The sequence below is a fragment of the Lachnospiraceae bacterium GAM79 genome (genome assembly GCA_020735665.1).
GTDB lineage: Bacteria > Bacillota > Clostridia > Lachnospirales > Lachnospiraceae > Coprococcus.
Window position 1 is genome coordinate 2,534,897 of record CP085928.1, and the last position, 18,202, is coordinate 2,553,098.

Annotated in this window: 17 protein-coding genes and 1 tRNA gene; 10 read left to right on the forward strand and 8 right to left on the reverse strand. The window is 36.3% G+C overall.

What is annotated here, in order from left to right:
• Positions 1 to 10 precede the first annotated feature (10 nt).
• The 5 genes from LK416_11335 (at position 11) to LK416_11355 (ending at position 4,081) form a co-directional block, all read left to right on the forward strand.
• Positions 11 to 541, forward strand: a complete 531-nt coding sequence (locus tag LK416_11335; protein ID UEA74239.1) for a DUF4446 family protein — start codon at positions 11 to 13, stop codon at positions 539 to 541.
• Between the two features lie 90 nt (positions 542 to 631).
• Positions 632 to 1,915, forward strand: a complete 1,284-nt coding sequence (gene serS / locus LK416_11340) for a serine--tRNA ligase (protein UEA74240.1) — start codon at positions 632 to 634, stop codon at positions 1,913 to 1,915.
• 73 nt (positions 1,916 to 1,988) lie between these two features.
• Complete coding sequence (locus LK416_11345; protein UEA74241.1) at positions 1,989 to 2,864, forward strand: DUF3881 family protein; 876 nt, start codon at positions 1,989 to 1,991, stop codon at positions 2,862 to 2,864.
• Between the two features lie 68 nt (positions 2,865 to 2,932).
• Positions 2,933 to 3,006: transfer RNA gene (locus LK416_11350), tRNA-Arg, on the forward strand.
• A 115-nt stretch (positions 3,007 to 3,121) separates the two neighbouring features.
• Positions 3,122 to 4,081 (forward strand): exonuclease domain-containing protein, encoded by a 960-nt coding sequence (locus LK416_11355; protein ID UEA74242.1) that lies wholly within the window; start codon positions 3,122 to 3,124, stop codon positions 4,079 to 4,081.
• Between the two features lie 160 nt (positions 4,082 to 4,241).
• Here the strand turns inward: LK416_11355 and rsmG are convergent, their stop codons facing one another.
• The 8 genes from rsmG to rpmH all read right to left on the reverse strand — a co-directional run bounded on the left by rsmG (position 4,242) and on the right by rpmH (position 11,473).
• Complete coding sequence (rsmG, locus tag LK416_11360; protein UEA74243.1) at positions 4,242 to 4,964, reverse strand: 16S rRNA (guanine(527)-N(7))-methyltransferase RsmG; 723 nt, start codon at positions 4,962 to 4,964, stop codon at positions 4,242 to 4,244.
• Between the two features lie 115 nt (positions 4,965 to 5,079).
• Complete coding sequence (gene mnmG, locus LK416_11365; protein UEA74244.1) at positions 5,080 to 6,978, reverse strand: tRNA uridine-5-carboxymethylaminomethyl(34) synthesis enzyme MnmG; 1,899 nt, start codon at positions 6,976 to 6,978, stop codon at positions 5,080 to 5,082.
• Between the two features lie 12 nt (positions 6,979 to 6,990).
• Complete coding sequence (mnmE, locus tag LK416_11370; GenBank protein UEA74245.1) at positions 6,991 to 8,370, reverse strand: tRNA uridine-5-carboxymethylaminomethyl(34) synthesis GTPase MnmE; 1,380 nt, start codon at positions 8,368 to 8,370, stop codon at positions 6,991 to 6,993.
• Positions 8,371 to 8,653: 283 nt separating this feature from the next.
• The gene (locus tag LK416_11375) at positions 8,654 to 9,298 is read right to left on the reverse strand and encodes a protein jag (protein UEA74246.1); all 645 of its coding nucleotides are present in this window, start codon (positions 9,296 to 9,298) and stop codon (positions 8,654 to 8,656) included.
• Positions 9,298 to 10,695 (reverse strand): YidC/Oxa1 family membrane protein insertase, encoded by a 1,398-nt coding sequence (locus LK416_11380; protein ID UEA74247.1) that lies wholly within the window; start codon positions 10,693 to 10,695, stop codon positions 9,298 to 9,300. Before LK416_11380 ends, LK416_11375 begins: the two co-directional genes overlap by 1 nt.
• Positions 10,696 to 10,706: 11 nt before the next feature.
• Positions 10,707 to 10,919, reverse strand: a complete 213-nt coding sequence (yidD, locus tag LK416_11385) for a membrane protein insertion efficiency factor YidD (GenBank protein ID UEA74248.1) — start codon at positions 10,917 to 10,919, stop codon at positions 10,707 to 10,709.
• 2 nt (positions 10,920 to 10,921) lie between these two features.
• Positions 10,922 to 11,275: a ribonuclease P protein component gene (gene rnpA, locus LK416_11390; GenBank protein ID UEA74249.1), complete on the reverse strand. Its 354-nt coding sequence runs from the start codon at positions 11,273 to 11,275 to the stop codon at positions 10,922 to 10,924.
• A 63-nt stretch (positions 11,276 to 11,338) separates the two neighbouring features.
• Positions 11,339 to 11,473, reverse strand: a complete 135-nt coding sequence (rpmH, locus tag LK416_11395) for a 50S ribosomal protein L34 (GenBank protein UEA74250.1) — start codon at positions 11,471 to 11,473, stop codon at positions 11,339 to 11,341.
• Between the two features lie 690 nt (positions 11,474 to 12,163).
• On the opposite strand from rpmH, the gene dnaA reads away from it, so the two are divergent.
• The 5 genes from dnaA to gyrB all read left to right on the forward strand — a co-directional run bounded on the left by dnaA (position 12,164) and on the right by gyrB (position 18,201).
• Entirely contained in the window at positions 12,164 to 13,528 is a 1,365-nt protein-coding gene (dnaA, locus tag LK416_11400) for a chromosomal replication initiator protein DnaA (GenBank protein UEA74251.1), read from the forward strand.
• A 272-nt stretch (positions 13,529 to 13,800) separates the two neighbouring features.
• Complete coding sequence (gene dnaN / locus LK416_11405; protein UEA74252.1) at positions 13,801 to 14,907, forward strand: DNA polymerase III subunit beta; 1,107 nt, start codon at positions 13,801 to 13,803, stop codon at positions 14,905 to 14,907.
• Between the two features lie 23 nt (positions 14,908 to 14,930).
• Positions 14,931 to 15,140 (forward strand): RNA-binding S4 domain-containing protein, encoded by a 210-nt coding sequence (locus tag LK416_11410; GenBank protein UEA74253.1) that lies wholly within the window; start codon positions 14,931 to 14,933, stop codon positions 15,138 to 15,140.
• 26 nt (positions 15,141 to 15,166) lie between these two features.
• A complete protein-coding gene (gene recF, locus LK416_11415) occupies positions 15,167 to 16,249 on the forward strand; it encodes a DNA replication/repair protein RecF (GenBank protein UEA74254.1) in 1,083 nt (360 codons plus the stop codon).
• 35 nt (positions 16,250 to 16,284) lie between these two features.
• Positions 16,285 to 18,201, forward strand: a complete 1,917-nt coding sequence (gene gyrB, locus LK416_11420; GenBank protein UEA74255.1) for a DNA topoisomerase (ATP-hydrolyzing) subunit B — start codon at positions 16,285 to 16,287, stop codon at positions 18,199 to 18,201.
• Position 18,202 lies beyond the last annotated feature (1 nt).

The following is an 18,202-nucleotide window of genomic DNA, read 5'->3' on the forward strand; positions in this document are numbered from 1 at the left end:
ACTATATCAGATGAACAATACATTACTTGATAAGATTGGTCTGGATCCTGCTATCCTTTTCATCATTTTATTCATTTTAATCATCGCCCAGTTTATATTTATATTCTATATACTGGCAAATATACGAAAAAGAAATAAAGATATCAAACGTCTTCTAAACGGGAAAACAGCAGGCGATATGGAAGACATTATTCTTGATCGTTTTGCTGAAATGGACGCTGTTAAAAATAATTCCAAACGTCTTACAAAGGAACATAAAGAGATACAGGAAACTCTTGCCTCCTGCATAAGTAAGATTGGTCTTGTAAAATACGATGCCTTTGAAGGAATGGGTGGAAGTCTCAGCTTTGCTATTGCATTTATGGATAGCAATAACAATGGTATTGTTCTAAACTGTATGCATTCCAGAGAAGGATGTTTTGCATATGCTAAAGAATTGATTCGAGGAGAATCTTATGTTGCTCTCTCCGATGAAGAGAAAGAAGCAATTGAACGTGCAAAAACTCTGGATGAAGAAATTGAAGATATTATAGAACAATAATAATTTTCAGAACAATAATGACTTTAGTCAAAAAAATATAAAAACATATGGATATACAATATTCATATAAACTAGGAGGAATATCAAAAAATGATAGACATTAAATTTTTAAGAGAGAATCCAGATGTAGTAAAACAGAACATTAAAAACAAATTTCAGGACAGCAAGCTCCCACTTGTTGATGAGGTAATTGAACTCGATGCACAGGCAAGAGCTACACAGCAGGAAGCAGATGATCTGAGAGCGAATAGGAATAAACTGTCCAAGCAGATTGGTGCTTTAATGGCTCAGGGTAAAAAGGAAGAAGCTGAAGAAATTAAGAAACAGGTAACAGAACAGGCTGAGCGTTTATCAGAATTACAGGAAAACGAAACAGAACTTCAAGCAAAAGTAAAAGAAATCATGATGGTCATTCCAAATATCATTGATCCATCAGTTCCTATCGGTAAGGACGATTCCGAAAATGTAGAGATTGAACGCTTTGGTGAGCCGGTCGTTCCTGATTTTGAGATTCCATATCATTCAGAGATCATGGAACATCTTCACGGACTGGATCTTGATTCAGCAAGACGTGTAGCAGGAAATGGTTTCTACTATCTGATGGGTGATATTGCAAGACTCCATTCTGCTGTTATCTCTTATGCAAGAGACTTCATGATTGATAGAGGATTTACCTACTGTGTTCCTCCTTTCATGATTCGAAGCAATGTAGTTACAGGTGTTATGAGTTTTGCGGAAATGGATGCGATGATGTATAAGATTGAAGGCGAAGATCTTTACTTGATCGGTACATCCGAGCACTCCATGATTGGTAAATTCATCGATCAGATTATTCCGGAAGAAGAACTTCCAAAGACATTAACAAGCTACTCTCCATGTTTCAGAAAAGAAAAAGGTGCTCATGGTATTGAGGAACGTGGTGTATATCGTATTCATCAATTTGAGAAACAGGAAATGATCGTTGTCTGTAAACCGGAAGAAAGCAAGATGTGGTTTGATAAATTATGGCAGAATACAGTTGATCTTTTCCGTTCACTTGATATTCCTGTTCGTACTCTGGAATGCTGCTCAGGTGACCTCGCAGATTTGAAAGTTAAATCACTGGATGTAGAAGCATGGTCACCACGTCAGAAGAAGTACTTTGAAGTAGGAAGTTGTTCAAATCTGGGTGATGCTCAGGCAAGAAGACTTCAGATTCGTGTAAAGGGCGAAGATGGTAAGAAGTATCTTGCACATACCTTAAATAATACTGTAGTTGCTCCACCTAGAATGTTAATTGCCTTCCTCGAGAACAACCTTCAGGAAGATGGCTCAGTAAGAATTCCAGAAGTACTTCGTCCATACATGGGTGGCAAGGATAAAATTGAAGCTTAATTATATAAAACAGACTTTTTTGACCATAGTAAATTAGACTAAATTATAAAAATGTAAGACAGGAGGTGTCTGTATGCACAGTTATCTGCGTTCAATTGGTTTTTCCGATATAAAAAACAGAAGGCAATTGACTCCGATCACAAAAGAAATCATTGCCTATCCAACAACAAGAAATATTATAACTGTTGATGCAGACACACGTCTTGTCCAACTGACCAAAGACTTTGGAGAAGGCTTTGGCATTTCACTTGTTGGTGAAATGGATATCGACAACACAGTTTCATTTGAATATTACTTTCCTTATGTTCGCAGTTCTTCCGTAATGAATCAGGAACGCATCTATATAGAAAAGCACGGAGATAAAGAATCTTTTGCCGGTGTATGTGAGGATTATAATCTCGGCATGACACTTATCTTCTTTCTTACCAATGTTTCCGACTATGCAAATACAAAATGGATGAACTACTCCAACCATCTGATCAATAAGGCTTATATGTCCGGTCTGTCTACAAATGGTAAGATCATACTTGATATAGAACAGCTTCCACCATCAACAAAAGAACACAATCATTCTTCTGCTAACCGAAACAAGTTAATTGAAGCTGCCAGACAAGGTGATCGCACCGCAATGGAAAGTCTTACGTTGGATGACATGGATATCTATACACAGGTAAACCGTCGGTCACATTATGAAGACATTCTTTCTATTGTAGAAACAAATTTCATGCCATATGGTATTGAGACAGAACATTATTCTATTATAGGAAATATTCTGGACTACACCTTATGTAAGAATGATTATACAAATGATAATGTCTATCTTCTGAACGTGGAAACAAATGAAATGCTTATGACCATAGCCATTAATGAAAAAGATCTTCTCGGGCTACCGGCTCCGGGGCGCCGTTTTAAAGGTGAAATCTGGCTGCAGGGAAATGTCATTTTTTAAAAATTGACATTTCTAATATTCTTAGGTATCATAGTAATGTTAGGGTTTCTATAAAGTTTAACTCGTCTGCATTTGTAGCTCAGCAGGATAGAGCGTCCGCCTCCTAAGCGGAAGGCCGTGGGTTCGAATCCCGCCAGGTGCATTTTTTATGAAATTCTTATATTTTAAATTATTTTCAGAATTTCATAGATGTAAATTAATTAATTTGAAAGTATACGACAGTTATTTTCATATAACAAATCAAAGGATCAATACACATGAACTATATCGTAATGGATCTTGAGTGGAATCAAAGTTATTCCGGTCATATCGGAGAACATCCCCGAATGCCTTTTGAAATTATCGAAATTGGTGCAGTTAAAGTAGATAAGAACTATCGCATCATTGATGAATATTCCAGTTTGATAAAACCCCGGATCTATAAAAAATTACATTCAAAAATCAGAACCATTTTAAATTATGATGAAACGGATCTGGCAAAAGGAAGAGGATTTAAAGAAGTCTGTACGGAATTTCTGGAATGGTGCGGTAAAGATTATATCTTTTGTACCTGGGGTCCCATGGATCTTACCGAATTACAGACAAATATGGCTTTCTACTATATGGACAAGCTTCCTCGTCCTTTGAAATTTTTAAATCTTCAGCAGATATATGCAAACATGGTCGATCCAACCGGTTCTACCGTCAGTAAACTGGAAAAAGCAGTTGCAGATTTTAATATACCGGAAGATGAACCTTTTCATTCTGCTGTAAACGATGCCAGATATACCGCTCTTGTTTTAAAAGAGATGCATCCAAGAAATTTGAAAGATTTATACAGCTTCGATCTGTATATTCATCCTACAAAAAAGGAAGAGGAAATTGTAGCCATACATAATAATCAGTATGAATACATTACAAGAGAATTTTCAAGCAAGCAGGAAGCAATGGACGATGAAGATATTACCTGTATAAGATGCTACAAATGTAACAAGAAGATCAATAAGAGGCTTGAATGGTTTTCAAACAGTCCGTCTTCTTACATCTGTGCAGGGAAATGCTGGCACCATGGTTATTTCAGTGGAAAGATAAAATTTAAACCACTTGATAACGGAAAATACTATGTTGTTAAAACAATTAAACCAATAGATAAAAACGGTGTTGAAGCTATCAAACAAAAACAGACAGAAATTCGAGAGAGACGTAAAGAAAAACGGCACACTCGTGCTACAAGATAATATTCTAACATTTGATAATAAAACGAACAGATCATTTTTCTGTATATTTTCCTAATAAAAATGGAGCAGGTTTACAAATACCTGCTCCATTTTTATATAATGTCTTTCATTGATATTATATATTTTTCATATTATATATTTTCATTTCTACTATACTTTTTTATTTTTCTTTCATTCCAAGAGGCTTCTTTGTCGCTGTTCCTGCTTTTCTTGGATACTCCTCCGGTGTTGCTGCTATCTTCTTCACGAAGACAAAACAACGCTCCATATCCGTATCAGGTATCGTTGTATGGAAGATATTCTCTACCTGTCCTCCAAGGATACGAATGGCTTTCTTTCCTGCATGGATCTCTTCATCCAGTCCGGATGCCTTATATGGAATAAAATATCCACCTGTCTTAACAAATGGCATACAAAATTCCGATAAAGAAGAAAGATTGGCAACTGCCCTTGATACCGCAAGATCATACTTCTCACGATACTGTACATTTCTTCCACCATCCTCAGCTCTGCTGTGAACAGCTTCTATATCATCCAGCTCAAGCGTGCGGATAACTTCATTTAAAAACTTTACACGCTTATTCAGGGAATCCATCAAAGTTACCTTTAATCCCGGAAATGCGATCTTAAGCGGTATTCCGGGAAATCCTGCTCCGGTCCCTACATCTATGACTGATAAAGATTCATCCAGCTTTTTATATTTTGCAAGTAGAAGACTATCTGCAAAATGCTTTATAATGACATCTTCCTTCTCTATGATGGCTGTCAGATTCATAACCTTATTCCACTCTACCAGAAGCTCATAATATTTCTGAAACTGTTCTAACTGATGATCACTTAATTCAATATCTATCTTCTTTGCTACTTCATATAGTCGATCCATATTTATGGTATCCTTTCTATATATTTCTGAACATATATATTACATCTCATATTATATGCTTTCAAAAATAACACTTACCTACAGATAATTTTATATTATCTTCATATCTGCTTTTTTATTTATTTTCAGGCTCTACGGCATGCTGCTTCATCTTCAGATAAACCAGCAGCACAGATATATCTGCCGGTGATACACCGGAGATTCTGGATGCCTGACCGATATTTTCCGGCTTGATATCCTTTAACTTCTGTCTGGCTTCTTTTCGAAGATTCGACACATCATCATAATTCAGATCAGCCGGGATCATTCTCTTTTCCAGCTTCTTAAACTGATGTACCTGTTCCGTCTGTCTCTTGATATATCCTTCATACTTGATCGATATATCAATTTGTTCGATCACATCCGCAGGCAACGGCTGTCTCTCCGGATCGATTGGTGCAATCTTCTCATAAGAAAGCTCCGGTCTGCGGGTCAGCTCTGCAAGACTTACTGCTGTCTTTAACTCTGTTGTTTCCATAGAACGCAAGAATTCCTGAATCTTACTGTTTCCGCCAACCATCGTTTCAGTTAAACGCTTTGTTTCTTCTTCGATCATTGTACGTTTCTGACAGAATTTCTCATATCTCTCATCGTCGATCAGCCCGATTTCATGACCTATATCGGTCAGTCGAAGATCCGCGTTATCCTGTCTTAACAGCAGACGATATTCTGCTCTGGAAGTCATCATTCGGTATGGTTCTTTTGTCTCCTTTGTAACCAGATCATCGATCAACACACCTATATAAGCCTGTGAACGATCCAGTACAACAGGCTCTTTTCCAAGCACCTTTCTGGCTGCATTGATACCGGCCATAAGTCCCTGTGCTGCCGCTTCCTCATAACCGGAGCTTCCATTTAACTGACCTGCTCCAAATAAGCCTTCCACATCCTTAAATTCCAGTGAATGCTTCAGATTGATCGCACTGATACAATCATACTCAATCGCATAAGCATTTCTTACGATCCTGACATTCTCAAGTCCTTTCATGCTCCGTATCATCTTATACTGAACATCCTCTGGGAGAGAGCTGGACATTCCGCCCATATACATCTCATTTGTAAATTCACCCTCCGGCTCTATAAAAATCTGATGTCTCGTCTTATCCGGAAACTTCATAACCTTGTCCTCGATCGAAGGGCAGTATCTAGGTCCTGTACCTTCGATCACACCGGAAAACAATGGAGAACGGTTGATATTCTCACGAATGATCTCATGTGTTTCCTCATTTGTATAACAAAGCCAGCAGGATACCTGATCCCTCTTGATATCTTCTTCTGTATTTGTAAATGAAAATGGAACGATATGCTCATCACCCTTTTGTTCCTCCATCTGAGAGAAATCAATCGTTCTCTTATCCAGTCTTGCAGGTGTACCTGTCTTAAACCGGCGGATACCGATTCCGGCTTCTTTCATGGAATCCGACAAATGATTGGCTGCCATAAGTCCATTTGGTCCTGTATGATTTACGACATCTCCATAGATACATCTTGCTTTCAGATAAGTACCTGTACAGAGAACAACTGCCTTTGCATAATAGGTTGCACCGGAAAATGTCTTAACACCCTTAACCACGCCGTCTATTACCATCAGCTCTGATACCTCAGCCTGACGTAATACCAGATGATCGGTATTCTCTAATGTATGTTTCATTGTACGGGAATAATTTGACTTATCTGCCTGCGCTCGAAGAGAATGAACAGCAGGTCCTTTTGATGCATTTAACATTTTGGACTGAATATAAGTCTTATCAATATTCTTTCCCATCTCCCCGCCGAGTGCATCCAGTTCTCTTACCAGGTGTCCTTTCGAGCTTCCACCTACGTTTGGATTACAGGGCATCATGGCTACACTGTCCATACTAACTGTAAACAGAATCGTTTCAAGTCCAAGCCGAGCAGAAGCAAGTGCAGCTTCACAGCCTGCATGACCGGCCCCCACAACTACCACATCATAATTTTCTTCAACCACTGGCATTTATCCATCCTCCTATTTACCCATGCAGAATTCTTCAAATATCTTATCTGCAAGATCATCTCTGTTCGTTTCTCCTATAATAAGCCCCAGATGTTCATAAGCATCCATCAGGTCAATTGAGAAGAAATCCTCCTCCATACCCATATCAATGCTTTCTCTTACCTTTAAAAGACTTTCTTCGGTCTTCATCAGTTCTTCTTTATGTCTCGCATTTGTAATGTACAACTGATCATTATAATCCAATTCTCCGGAAAAGAATTTGTCATTTAACAGATCATATAACTTTTCTTTTCCATCTCCTGTAGAAGCAGATAATTCTACGATATCACAACCAAGCTCGCATGTTATCCACATTTTATCCACAACTGTTTGTAAGTCGTTTTTATTCATAACGGCAATGACATTCTTGCCCTTAATCTCTGATATTATCTGCTTATCGTTGTCATCTAACGGTACAGATCCATCGATCACATATAAGATCAGATCTGCCTGTGATGCAAATTCCAGTGCTTTATCCACACCCATCTTTTCCACAATATCTTCTGTATCGCGAATACCTGCTGTATCCACAATGTTCAGTATAATACCATTTATGTTGACAACTTCTTCTAATGTATCTCTTGTCGTTCCTGCAATATCCGTAACGATTGCTCTGTTTTCTCCCAGAAACATGTTGAGAAGTGAGGATTTTCCGGCATTAGGCTTACCAACGATAACAGTCTTGATTCCCTCTTTTAATATTCTTCCGTTATCAAAAGTTCGCAGTAATTTATCCACATTATCACCCAATTTATCCACAATTGTTTGTAGTTTTTGTGGATAACCATCCAGACTGTAATGTTCCGGATCATCAAGTGCCGATTCTATAAACGCTACATTATATAAAATCTGTTCTCTCATATCTATGATCTGATTCTTCAGATCACCACGCAGCTGCATAAGAGAAGATTTCACCGCAAAGTCATTCTTCGCACTGATCAGATCCATAACTGATTCTGCCTGTGACAGATCGATCCTTCCATTTAAGAATGCCCTTTTGGTAAATTCTCCCGGTTCTGCAAGTCTTGCACCATTTTTAATTACTGCAGCAAGTACATTTCTTAATACAACCATTCCTCCATGACACTGCAGTTCACACACATCCTCACATGTATAAGTATGCGGAGCACGCATCAGAAGCAGAATACCTTCATCCAGCTCTTTATCGCCATCATATACCTGTCCAAATGCTGCCGTGTAGCTTTTCATGCTTTCTATTTTTTTTTCTTTATTTGCCGGTCTGAACACCTTTGAAGCGACTTCAACTGCATTCTTACCACTGATCCTTATAATACCAACTCCGGCATTTCCCATACCGGTTGCGATCGCGGCGATCGTATCATTTACAAGCATATGATTTCTCCTGTTTCTATCTGATCAATATTCTACATATCGTTTACTGTCATGACAGATATCATGTATTTTATCTTATCATGTCATTTTATTTATACTAACATACTTTTAGATAATACACCTATACATACTTTTTTTCTATCCCTAAAAAAAATTTCCGGAAGCCGATTCACCAGAGCCGTTACCCTGATTCTTCGTTTTCCGGAAATCATATTTTTTCAGAAATTCATATTTACATATGTTTTTCTGTTTTTATACAAGTATCTGTTAGCAAAATACTTTATTATTTGTTATTCCTGTCGTATTTTTTTAAATATACGATAACCTTACGATATGGCTCTTCACCCTCGCTTCTTGTGGATACATACTTATCATTCTGTAAAGTAGCGTGGATAATTCTTCTCTCATAAGGATTCATTGGTTCAAGTGCAAATGAACGCTTTGTTCTCTTTACCTTGAATGCAATGTTCTTGGCAAGATTTTCAAGAGTTTCTTTTCTTCTTGCTCTGTAATTCTCTGTATCAAGCTTTACTCTGATATAAGAGTCACTCTTCTTGTTTACTGCGAGACTGATCAGATACTGGAGTGCATCTAATGTCTGACCTCTCTTACCGATCAGAATACCCATCTCAGGTCCTTCTACATCGATATCAAGAAGATTGTCTGTCTCATTAAACTCAATCTTAATGTCAGCCTGAATATCCATAGCCTTGAATAATGTTTCAAGATATTCTCTTACATCATCCACAAATGTTTTCTTCTTTCTGGCACTGATGACAAATGGCTTTGAACCGATCAGTCCAAGAAAACCTGTGCATCCCTCACTGACTACATTATATTCCAGGTCTGTACTGGCACATCCAAGCTCAACACTTGCCTGCATAAGTGCCTCATCTAAAGTTTTACCTTTAAATTCTACAAACTCCATTATTTTTTTCCTCCCTTATCATTACTCTTATTCTGATACTGAAGCATGATATTTGCTTTGGAACCAATGCTTCCAGATTTGTAATGAACGTTGTTTTCTGACTGTTTCACTTCATCAACTGTCGGATTCGTATAACTTTTCAGTCTTGAAGATGCCATTCTGTTAATACTTTCAGACTGGGTGCTATCTGAACTTACATTACCATTCTGAGCGTCCATCATTCTTTCATAGAATGACTTCTTACCAGGATGCTTTGCTTCTTTCTTTGCCTGCTTCTTAGCTGCTTTTACTCTACATTTCTCAAGAACTGCTTCTTTATCACACTTCTTATAATAATTGTTGATAATAAGCTGTGTAATAATTGTAATAACAGAACCTATGATCCAGTAAAGACCAATAGCGATTGGCAGATTAATACAGATAAATAATGACATAAGCGGCATACCGTAAGTCATCATATTCATCATGCTGTTTGCCTGTGCAGCCGTAGGATCATTTGAATTTGTATTGGAAGCACTCATGCTGATTTTTGAAGATACAAACTGCAATACTGCTGACAGGATTGGAACGATCAGTGCTGCTGAAAGCTTCAATCCGGGAGCATCTGCAATATTCATATTAAATAAAAATCTGTTCATATTCTCAAAGTTCTGAATATAATCTGCTTCTTTTCCACTTGTAAATCCAAAAATATCCTGTAACTGTGACCAGTCATATGTGGATATCTTATCCAGTACATCAATTACCTTATTATTTGTAAGATCTCCATTTGATGCAGCCGTCATCATCTGCTTTGAAGCAGTAACTGCTGTAGAAACCTGACCTTCCTTATCTGTTGCAACCGCATTGATAATATCATAATATTTTGCACCGGAATCAAGTCCGATTGCCTGTAACTTGGAAGCATCTATCTTATCGATAGCTACACTCTGCATACTTGTTACAATCGCATCATACTTACCCTTCATATCTTCTACATAAGCAGGAATATTCTGGATAACACGGTACAAACCATAGAATACAGGAAGCTGGATCAGAGTTGGCAGACATCCGGATGTAAGGCTTACACCATACTTCTTCTGGATCTTCTGTGTCTCCTGCTGCTTCTTCATCAGGGATTCCTGATCTGTTTTATTGTTATACTTCTTTGTTGCCTTATTAATCTCCGGCTGGATAAAACTCATAATCTTAGAAGATTTCTGCTGTTTGAAATTCAACGGAAACAAACAAGCTCTTATAAAAAACGTAAATAAGATAACGCAGATACTAAGATTAACATATCCTATTCCCATGCTGTTACTGATAAGCTCAATCAATTTATACATAAGATCGAATATCTTACCGAATAACCAACATATCGGTCCTAAGATCAGACCGTCTTCTACTGTTAGAAACATCTTGTCCTCCTTTATGGAACGGGATCATATCCTCCTTTAGAAAAAGGATTACATCTAAGTATTCTCCATACAGCCAGGAGGCCACCTTTTATCACTCCATACTTTTCCAAAGCTTCGATCGCATATTGTGAACAGGTTGGAAAATACTTGCAGGTAGGATGTCCTTTTAACATGGACAAATACCTTTGATAAAATCTGATTAAACCAATTAACATTCTTTTCATTTTTAATTTTCACCATCTCTGACTAGCGTCAGTTTCTTCAGCCTGAACAGATGCATCATAGCACTTTCTATCTCATGATACCCTTTGTCCTTCGCTGTTGTTCTGGCAACGAACACAATGTCATAACCACTGCGGATACAGTCTTTGTTTAATCGATAAGCTTCTCTAATCAATCTGGTTACCTTGTGTCTCACCACACTGTTACCAACTTTTTTACTAACAGAGATTCCAAGTCTATTGTATTCCAAGCTGTTGGCTCTCAGATACATAACTAAATATTTATTGGCCACCGAATCCTTTGTGTTATAAACACTGCCAAACTCTCTGCTGTTTTTTAACGTAATAAAATTACTCATAACATAACCACCAAATCATTGATTGAAAATTAGAAAAACTAAAAAAGGCCACAACCTTGTGACCTATGCTGATAATTTCTTTCTACCCTTAGCTCGTCTAGCGGCCAGTACCTTTCTGCCATTAGCAGTACTCATTCTCTTTCTGAAACCATGTACTTTTGATCTCTGTCTCTTCTTAGGCTGGAAAGTCATCTTCATATCTATACACCTCCTTTAATTATTATGACCATGATTTATCCACATCCATTCGTTTCCTCTGTTTATAACAGACTCGGACGAACACATGTAGATACCTACAAAGTCCTTGCATATTATAAATAAATAACCACATACAGTCAAGTTTTTTTTGAATATTTCCTTTAAAATCAAGGGTTTTTACACTATAAAATACTTAGTTAGAAAAATGTGATTTTTTATTTTTCAAAAATTGGTGTACATATAATTTTCAAATACAAAATCTTGTGGTTTTTCTTTCTTTTCACATTTATCCATTGATATGTACTTTACCATAATCAATTTACATAATGTTATCCACAAATTGTTAATAACATGTGGATAACATCTGGATTTGTTGTTTTCATTCTTACATAAATCCATATTTTATCTTATTTTTTGATGTTCACAATTTATTAGGTAACATTTTTATTACTTAACATAACAATACTTTTTCATAATTATTATGTAACTTATTTTCAACCTTTTACAAAACGATTTCCATCCATAATGCAAAATGAGTTTCTTCCTATTATATAGAAAATTTTTATCATATGTCTGTCTGAGGGTAATAAAACTTGAAAAAATGGTCATTTTATTATAAGATATAAATACGTGGTTCTATGCCTATAACTCCATAGATACAACGAATGGACTGAAAGGATTTTCATAAAAATGAAAGAATTGATATTATCAAAATGGGACGAGATTCTCTCCCTTCTTGAGACTGAACATGGATTATCCCATATCGTTATTAATACATGGATAAAACCTTTGAAGTTATATTCTGTCGAAGGAAAAAAATTGTATTTCACAATTGACGAGCAGATGGGAGCAAGGGGCATAGAATTTATCAACAAGAAAATGTACGATATGTTTCTGGTTACTTCTATAAGAGAAGTTCTTCAGGATGATTCTATCGAAGTTGTCATTGATCTTGAAAGTAACCTCAAAAACGATTCAAAAGAAATCGTCACATCTGAGGAATACAACGAGGCAATTACAAAAAGCAATCTTTACCCAAAATATACATTTGAAACATTTGTAGTAGGTGAGAGTAACAAACTCGCCCATGCAACATGTCTGGCTGTCGCAGATTCACCGGGACTGGATAAATTCAATCCACTATTCTTATATGGTGGGGCAGGTCTTGGAAAGACACATCTGATGCAGTCGATTGCACATTATATATTACAACATAATAAGAATATGAAAGTTCTCTACGTTCCATCTAACAAATTCACAAATGAGATCGTAGAAGCAATCAAGAAAAATAAGACAGATGAATTTCGGGAAAAATACAGAACCGTCGATGTATTACTTATCGATGATATTCAATACCTGATTGGTAAAGAGAGTACCCAGCAGGAATTTTTTGATACCTTCAATGCACTTCATGATGAAGGTAAGCAGATCATCCTGTCTTCAGATAAACCACCAAAAGAGATCAAAACTCTGGAAGAACGTTTTCGTTCCAGATTTGAATGGGGTGTACCGATCGATATTCATGCTCCTGATTACGAGACAAGAATGGCGATTCTTAAAAACAAAGTAGAGATGAACGGTTATAAAAATATCAGTGATAACATTCTCGAATATATTGCTAATAATGTTACCTATAATGTAAGAGAACTGGAAGGTGCATTGAACAAGATCAGTGTATATGCCGAACTTGGAAATGTCACAATAACCGAAGATCTTGCAAAGAACATATTAAAAGACATGATATCCAAGGAAACCAATGTAGCTATTACACCTGATCTTATCATTAATACGGTTTCCGAACATTTAAATATAAGTGTAGATGATATCAAATCTTCCAAACGTAGTCAGGATGTTGCAAATGCAAGGCAAATATCCATGTATCTCTGCCGTAAGTTTACAACTAAAGGACTCAAAACAATCGGTGATGTATTTGGAGGAAAAGATCATTCCACTGTATTAAGCAACATAAAGAGAGTAGAGGAAAGAATAGCAAATGATCCTGAATATGCTGAAACCATTGATGTGATCATGAAAAAGCTAAGTCCTCACAGCTGATGTTAATTAAATGTGGATGAATGTATGTAATAGTATTATGAAATGTTAGTATCTGACAATTCATTCAATTCAAACGATTTTTAAATGTTAAAAACCTCCATTAAATTAACATTTAAAAAGAGCCTCATTAACATAGTCACATAATTAGTTTTATTATATTTTATAATGGGTTTTAAGAGTTTCAACAAATCCACACCTACTACTACTATTATTACTACTTTAATTATTAAATATATATATGGAATCAAACCGGGAAAGGAGTTATAAACAAAATGAAGATTTCGTGTATGAAGGGAAAATTGATGCAGGGAATAAGTAATGTATCAAAAGCTGTATCTACAAAAACCACACATCCAATTCTTTCATGTATCTTTATAGAAGCTGAAAATGGAAATATCAAACTTACAGCAAATGACATGGAGATTGGTATTGAATCATATGTTGAAGGAACTGTTATTGAGGAAGGAAAGGTTGCTATCGAAGCAAAACTTTTATCCGATATTGTTCGTAAGTTACCTGACAGCGAGATACATATGGAGACAAATGAAGATTTTAAGACAACTATAAAATGTGAGAAATCATTATTTACAATTGCCGGAAAGTCAGGAGAGGATTTTTCCAGTCTTCCTGTTGTAGAGAAATCTAAATTTATAACTATTTCGCAGTTTACATTGAGAGAAATCATTAACCAGACAATTTTTTCTATTTCAGACAGTGAATACAATAATGTTATGACAGGTGAGTTATTTGAAGTTTCAAATAATCGTCTTCGTGTAGTAGCAATTGATGGTCATAGAATTGCTATTCGTAACGTTGAACTTAAGAATGAAAGTGAAGATGTAAAGGTTATTGTTCCAGGGAAGGCACTCAGTTATATAAGTAAGATTGTAAGTGGTGGAGTAGATGATGATGTAAATATCTACTTTGCAGATAACAATATATTATTTGAATTTGATCGGACAAAGGTTGTATCCCGTCTGGTAGAAGGTGAATTCTTCAGAATCGATAATATGCTAAATGTAGATTATCAGATTAAGTTTACAATCAACAAGAGAGAGTTTCTTGACTGTCTGGATCGTTCTTCTCTTCTGATCAAAGAATCAGATAAGAAGCCTATCAAACTTACGATCGAGGATAATATGTTATATTTGAAGATTGATTCTCTGATAGGTTCCATGAATGAAGAGATTGAGATTCATAAAGAGGGAAACAATATTATCATCGGATTTAATCCAAAGTTTTTAATGGATGCGATCCGTGCAATTGAAGATGATGATATTACAATATATATGAATAATACAAAATCACCTTGCGTAATAAAGGATGAAGAAGAGAGTTATATTTATCTGATTCTTCCAATGGGTATCGGAAGCAGATAATCCGGGATTGGAGATAAGAAAAAATGGAAATAATCAAGCTGAGAGATGAATTTATAAAACTGGGTCAGGCATTAAAGGCAGCCGGTTTTGTAGAGTCAGGAGTAGAAGCAAAAGAGGTTATATCTCAGGGTCTTGTCATCGTAAACGGTGAGATAGAGACCAGAAGAGGAAAAAAACTGTATGATGGAGACGAAGTAGAATTTGATGGAGATAAGATAAGTATCCAGAAATAATTCTATATGTGTGGCTGGTAGATAGTATGTATGTAGAATCACTGAATATTAACAACTATAGAAATTATGATGAATTATTCATCACATTCGATAAGAATACAAATATCTTATATGGTGATAATGCACAGGGAAAGACAAATATATTGGAATCTATCTATATGGCAGCCACAACCAAGTCTCACCGCGGAAGTAAGGATCGGGAAATAATAAAAATAGGCGAAGAAGAGTCACATATACGTCTTTGCATTAAAAAAAGTGATATAAGTCATAGAATAGATATGCATTTGCGTAAAAACAAGAATAAAGGAGTTGCAATAGACGGACTTCCCATCAGACGTACAACAGAACTCTTTGGTTTATTAAATGTGATATTTTTCTCGCCGGAGGATTTATCTATCATAAAAAACGGTCCTTCTGAAAGAAGAAGGTTTCTGGATCTGGAATTATGTCAGTTGAGCAGATTATATTATCAGAACCTTTCATCTTATTCGAAAATATTGAATCAGAGAAATAATCTTTTAAAGCAGATTGTCTATAATAAGAGTCTGATGGATACCTTAGATGTATGGAATATCCAGTTAGTAGATTATGGAAAAAAAGTTATAAAAGAAAGACAAAATTTTATAATGATGTTAAATAATCTGATAGGAGAGATTCATTCGAAGCTTACTTCCGGAAAAGAAAAGCTGGAAATTATATATGATAAGAATGTAAGTGAAGATGAATTTGAAAAGGTACTGGCAGACAAGGTTCATGTCGATCTGAATTATATGAGTACCCAGACAGGACCTCACAGAGATGATATCATGTTTATGATAAACGGAATCGATGCGAGAAGATTCGGATCGCAGGGACAGCAAAGAACAGTTGCTCTTTCTCTTAAAATAGCGGAGATAAAGCTGGTAAAGAATATTATAAATGATAATCCGATATTGCTTTTGGATGATGTTATGTCAGAGCTTGACAGCAGCAGAAGAGAAGCTTTGTTAGAGGAGATCAAAGATATTCAGACAATTATAACCTGTACGGGTTATGATGATTTTATAAAAGAACAAGTAGTGATCAATAATGTGTATCATGTTATAAACGGAACTGTAAAAAAAATATAAGTTTCGTGTGTTGTGGAATATTAAGGAGGAAAAAAATGTCAAATAATTATGATGCTGAACAGATACAGGTTCTGGAAGGACTTGAGGCTGTCAGAAAAAGACCGGGAATGTACATAGGAAGTACGTCTACAAGAGGATTGCATCATCTTGTTTATGAGATTGTCGATAATTCCGTAGATGAAGCTCTGGCTGGTTATTGTAATCACATAGAAGTTTTTATTAACCCTGATAATTCCATAACGGTTGTTGATAATGGACGTGGTATCCCTGTAGGTATTCAGGAGAAGACCGGAAAGTCTGCATTGGAAGTAGTATTTACCGTTCTTCATGCCGGTGGTAAGTTCGGTGGTGGAGGATATAAAGTATCCGGTGGTCTTCATGGTGTAGGTGCTTCTGTTGTAAATGCTCTTTCCGAATGGTTAGAGGTTGAAGTTACAAGAGATGGTCATGTATATAAGCAGACCTATAAGCGCGGTAATGTTGACAGTACATTACAAATCATTGCGGATGCACCGGAAGATAAATCCGGAACAAAGGTAACATTTCTTCCGGATAAGACGATTTTTGATGACTGGATCTATGATTATGATACTTTAAGAACACGACTTCGTGAGACTGCATTTCTCACAAAAGGTTTAAAAATAACATTGACAGATCTTCGTGTAGATCCGCCAAAGGAACGTCATTTCCATTATGAGGGCGGTATCAAAGAGTTTGTTGAATATATGAACAGACACAGAGAAGCACTCTATGATAAGGTAATCTACTGTGAAGGACTTAAGGACGGTGTGTATGTAGAAGTAGCAATGCAGCATAACGATTCTTACAATGAAATGATACACAGTTATGTAAACAATATTAATACACCGGAGGGTGGTACACATTTAACAGGTTTCAAATCAGCTATTACTAAAATATTCAATGATTATGCCAGAAAGAATAATCTGTTAAAAGAAAAAGAGGATAATCTGTCCGGTGAAGATCTGCGAGAAGGTATGTCTGCGATAGTATCTGTAAAGATCGGTGAACCTCAGTTTGAAGGTCAGACAAAGCAGAAGCTTGGTAATTCAGAAGTAAGACCTGTTGTGGAAAATATCGTAAGTGAACAGCTTACCTACTTCTTAGAGCAAAATCCGAATATAGCAAAAATAATTATAAATAAATCTGTGATGGCACAACGTGCAAGAATCGCAGCAAGAAGAGCCAGAGATGTAGCAAGAAAGGCAAATCTTGCAGATAATATGGCACTTCCCGGAAAACTTGCAGATTGTTCCGATAAAGATCCGAAGAATTGTGAGATATATATCGTAGAGGGAGATTCCGCCGGTGGTTCTGCAAAGAAAGCTAGATCCCGTGCAACACAGGCGATACTTCCACTTCGTGGTAAAATATTAAATGTAGAAAAAGCAAGAATTGACAGAATCCTTGAGAATGCCGAGATTAAAGCAATGATCACAGCATTCGGTACAGGTATTCATGAAAATTTTGATATTGATAAGCTCAGATATAATAAGATCATCATTATGACGGATGCCGATGTAGATGGTGCTCATATCGCAACTCTGCTTCTGACATTCTTCTATCGGTTTATGCCGGATTTGATACGAAAAGGACATGTATATCTGGCACAGCCACCACTTTATAAACTGGAAAAGAACAAGAAAATCTGGTATGCCTACAGTGATGATGAACTGAACAGTATTCTGAATGAAGTTGGAAGAGATCAGTCAAACAAGATCCAGAGATATAAAGGTCTTGGAGAAATGGATGCAGAACAGTTATGGGAGACAACCATGGATCCGGAAAAGAGAATTTTATTAAAAGTTGCGATTGATGATGATGATGAATCAGAGATTGATATGACCTTTAATGTACTGATGGGAGATAAAGTAGAACCTAGAAGACAGTTCATAGAGACAAATGCCAAGTTCGTTAAGAACCTTGACATTTAAA

Coding starts and splice junctions, on each gene's coding strand:
- mnmG (UEA74244.1), bottom strand. CDS start 6,978: ATGCCAGTGGTTGAAGAAAATTATGATGTGGTAGTTGTGGGGGCCGGT.
- rsmG (UEA74243.1), bottom strand. CDS start 4,964: ATGGATCGACTATATGAAGTAGCAAAGAAGATAGATATTGAATTAAGT.
- serS (UEA74240.1), top strand. CDS start 632: ATGATAGACATTAAATTTTTAAGAGAGAATCCAGATGTAGTAAAACAG.
- gyrB (UEA74255.1), top strand. CDS start 16,285: ATGTCAAATAATTATGATGCTGAACAGATACAGGTTCTGGAAGGACTT.
- dnaA (UEA74251.1), top strand. CDS start 12,164: ATGAAAGAATTGATATTATCAAAATGGGACGAGATTCTCTCCCTTCTT.
- mnmE (UEA74245.1), bottom strand. CDS start 8,370: ATGCTTGTAAATGATACGATCGCCGCGATCGCAACCGGTATGGGAAAT.
- LK416_11335 (UEA74239.1), top strand. CDS start 11: ATGAACAATACATTACTTGATAAGATTGGTCTGGATCCTGCTATCCTT.
- dnaN (UEA74252.1), top strand. CDS start 13,801: ATGAAGATTTCGTGTATGAAGGGAAAATTGATGCAGGGAATAAGTAAT.
- yidD (UEA74248.1), bottom strand. CDS start 10,919: ATGAAAAGAATGTTAATTGGTTTAATCAGATTTTATCAAAGGTATTTG.
- rpmH (UEA74250.1), bottom strand. CDS start 11,473: ATGAAGATGACTTTCCAGCCTAAGAAGAGACAGAGATCAAAAGTACAT.
- recF (UEA74254.1), top strand. CDS start 15,167: ATGTATGTAGAATCACTGAATATTAACAACTATAGAAATTATGATGAA.
- LK416_11380 (UEA74247.1), bottom strand. CDS start 10,695: ATGTTTCTAACAGTAGAAGACGGTCTGATCTTAGGACCGATATGTTGG.
- LK416_11355 (UEA74242.1), top strand. CDS start 3,122: ATGAACTATATCGTAATGGATCTTGAGTGGAATCAAAGTTATTCCGGT.
- LK416_11345 (UEA74241.1), top strand. CDS start 1,989: ATGCACAGTTATCTGCGTTCAATTGGTTTTTCCGATATAAAAAACAGA.
- LK416_11375 (UEA74246.1), bottom strand. CDS start 9,298: ATGGAGTTTGTAGAATTTAAAGGTAAAACTTTAGATGAGGCACTTATG.
- LK416_11410 (UEA74253.1), top strand. CDS start 14,931: ATGGAAATAATCAAGCTGAGAGATGAATTTATAAAACTGGGTCAGGCA.
- rnpA (UEA74249.1), bottom strand. CDS start 11,275: ATGAGTAATTTTATTACGTTAAAAAACAGCAGAGAGTTTGGCAGTGTT.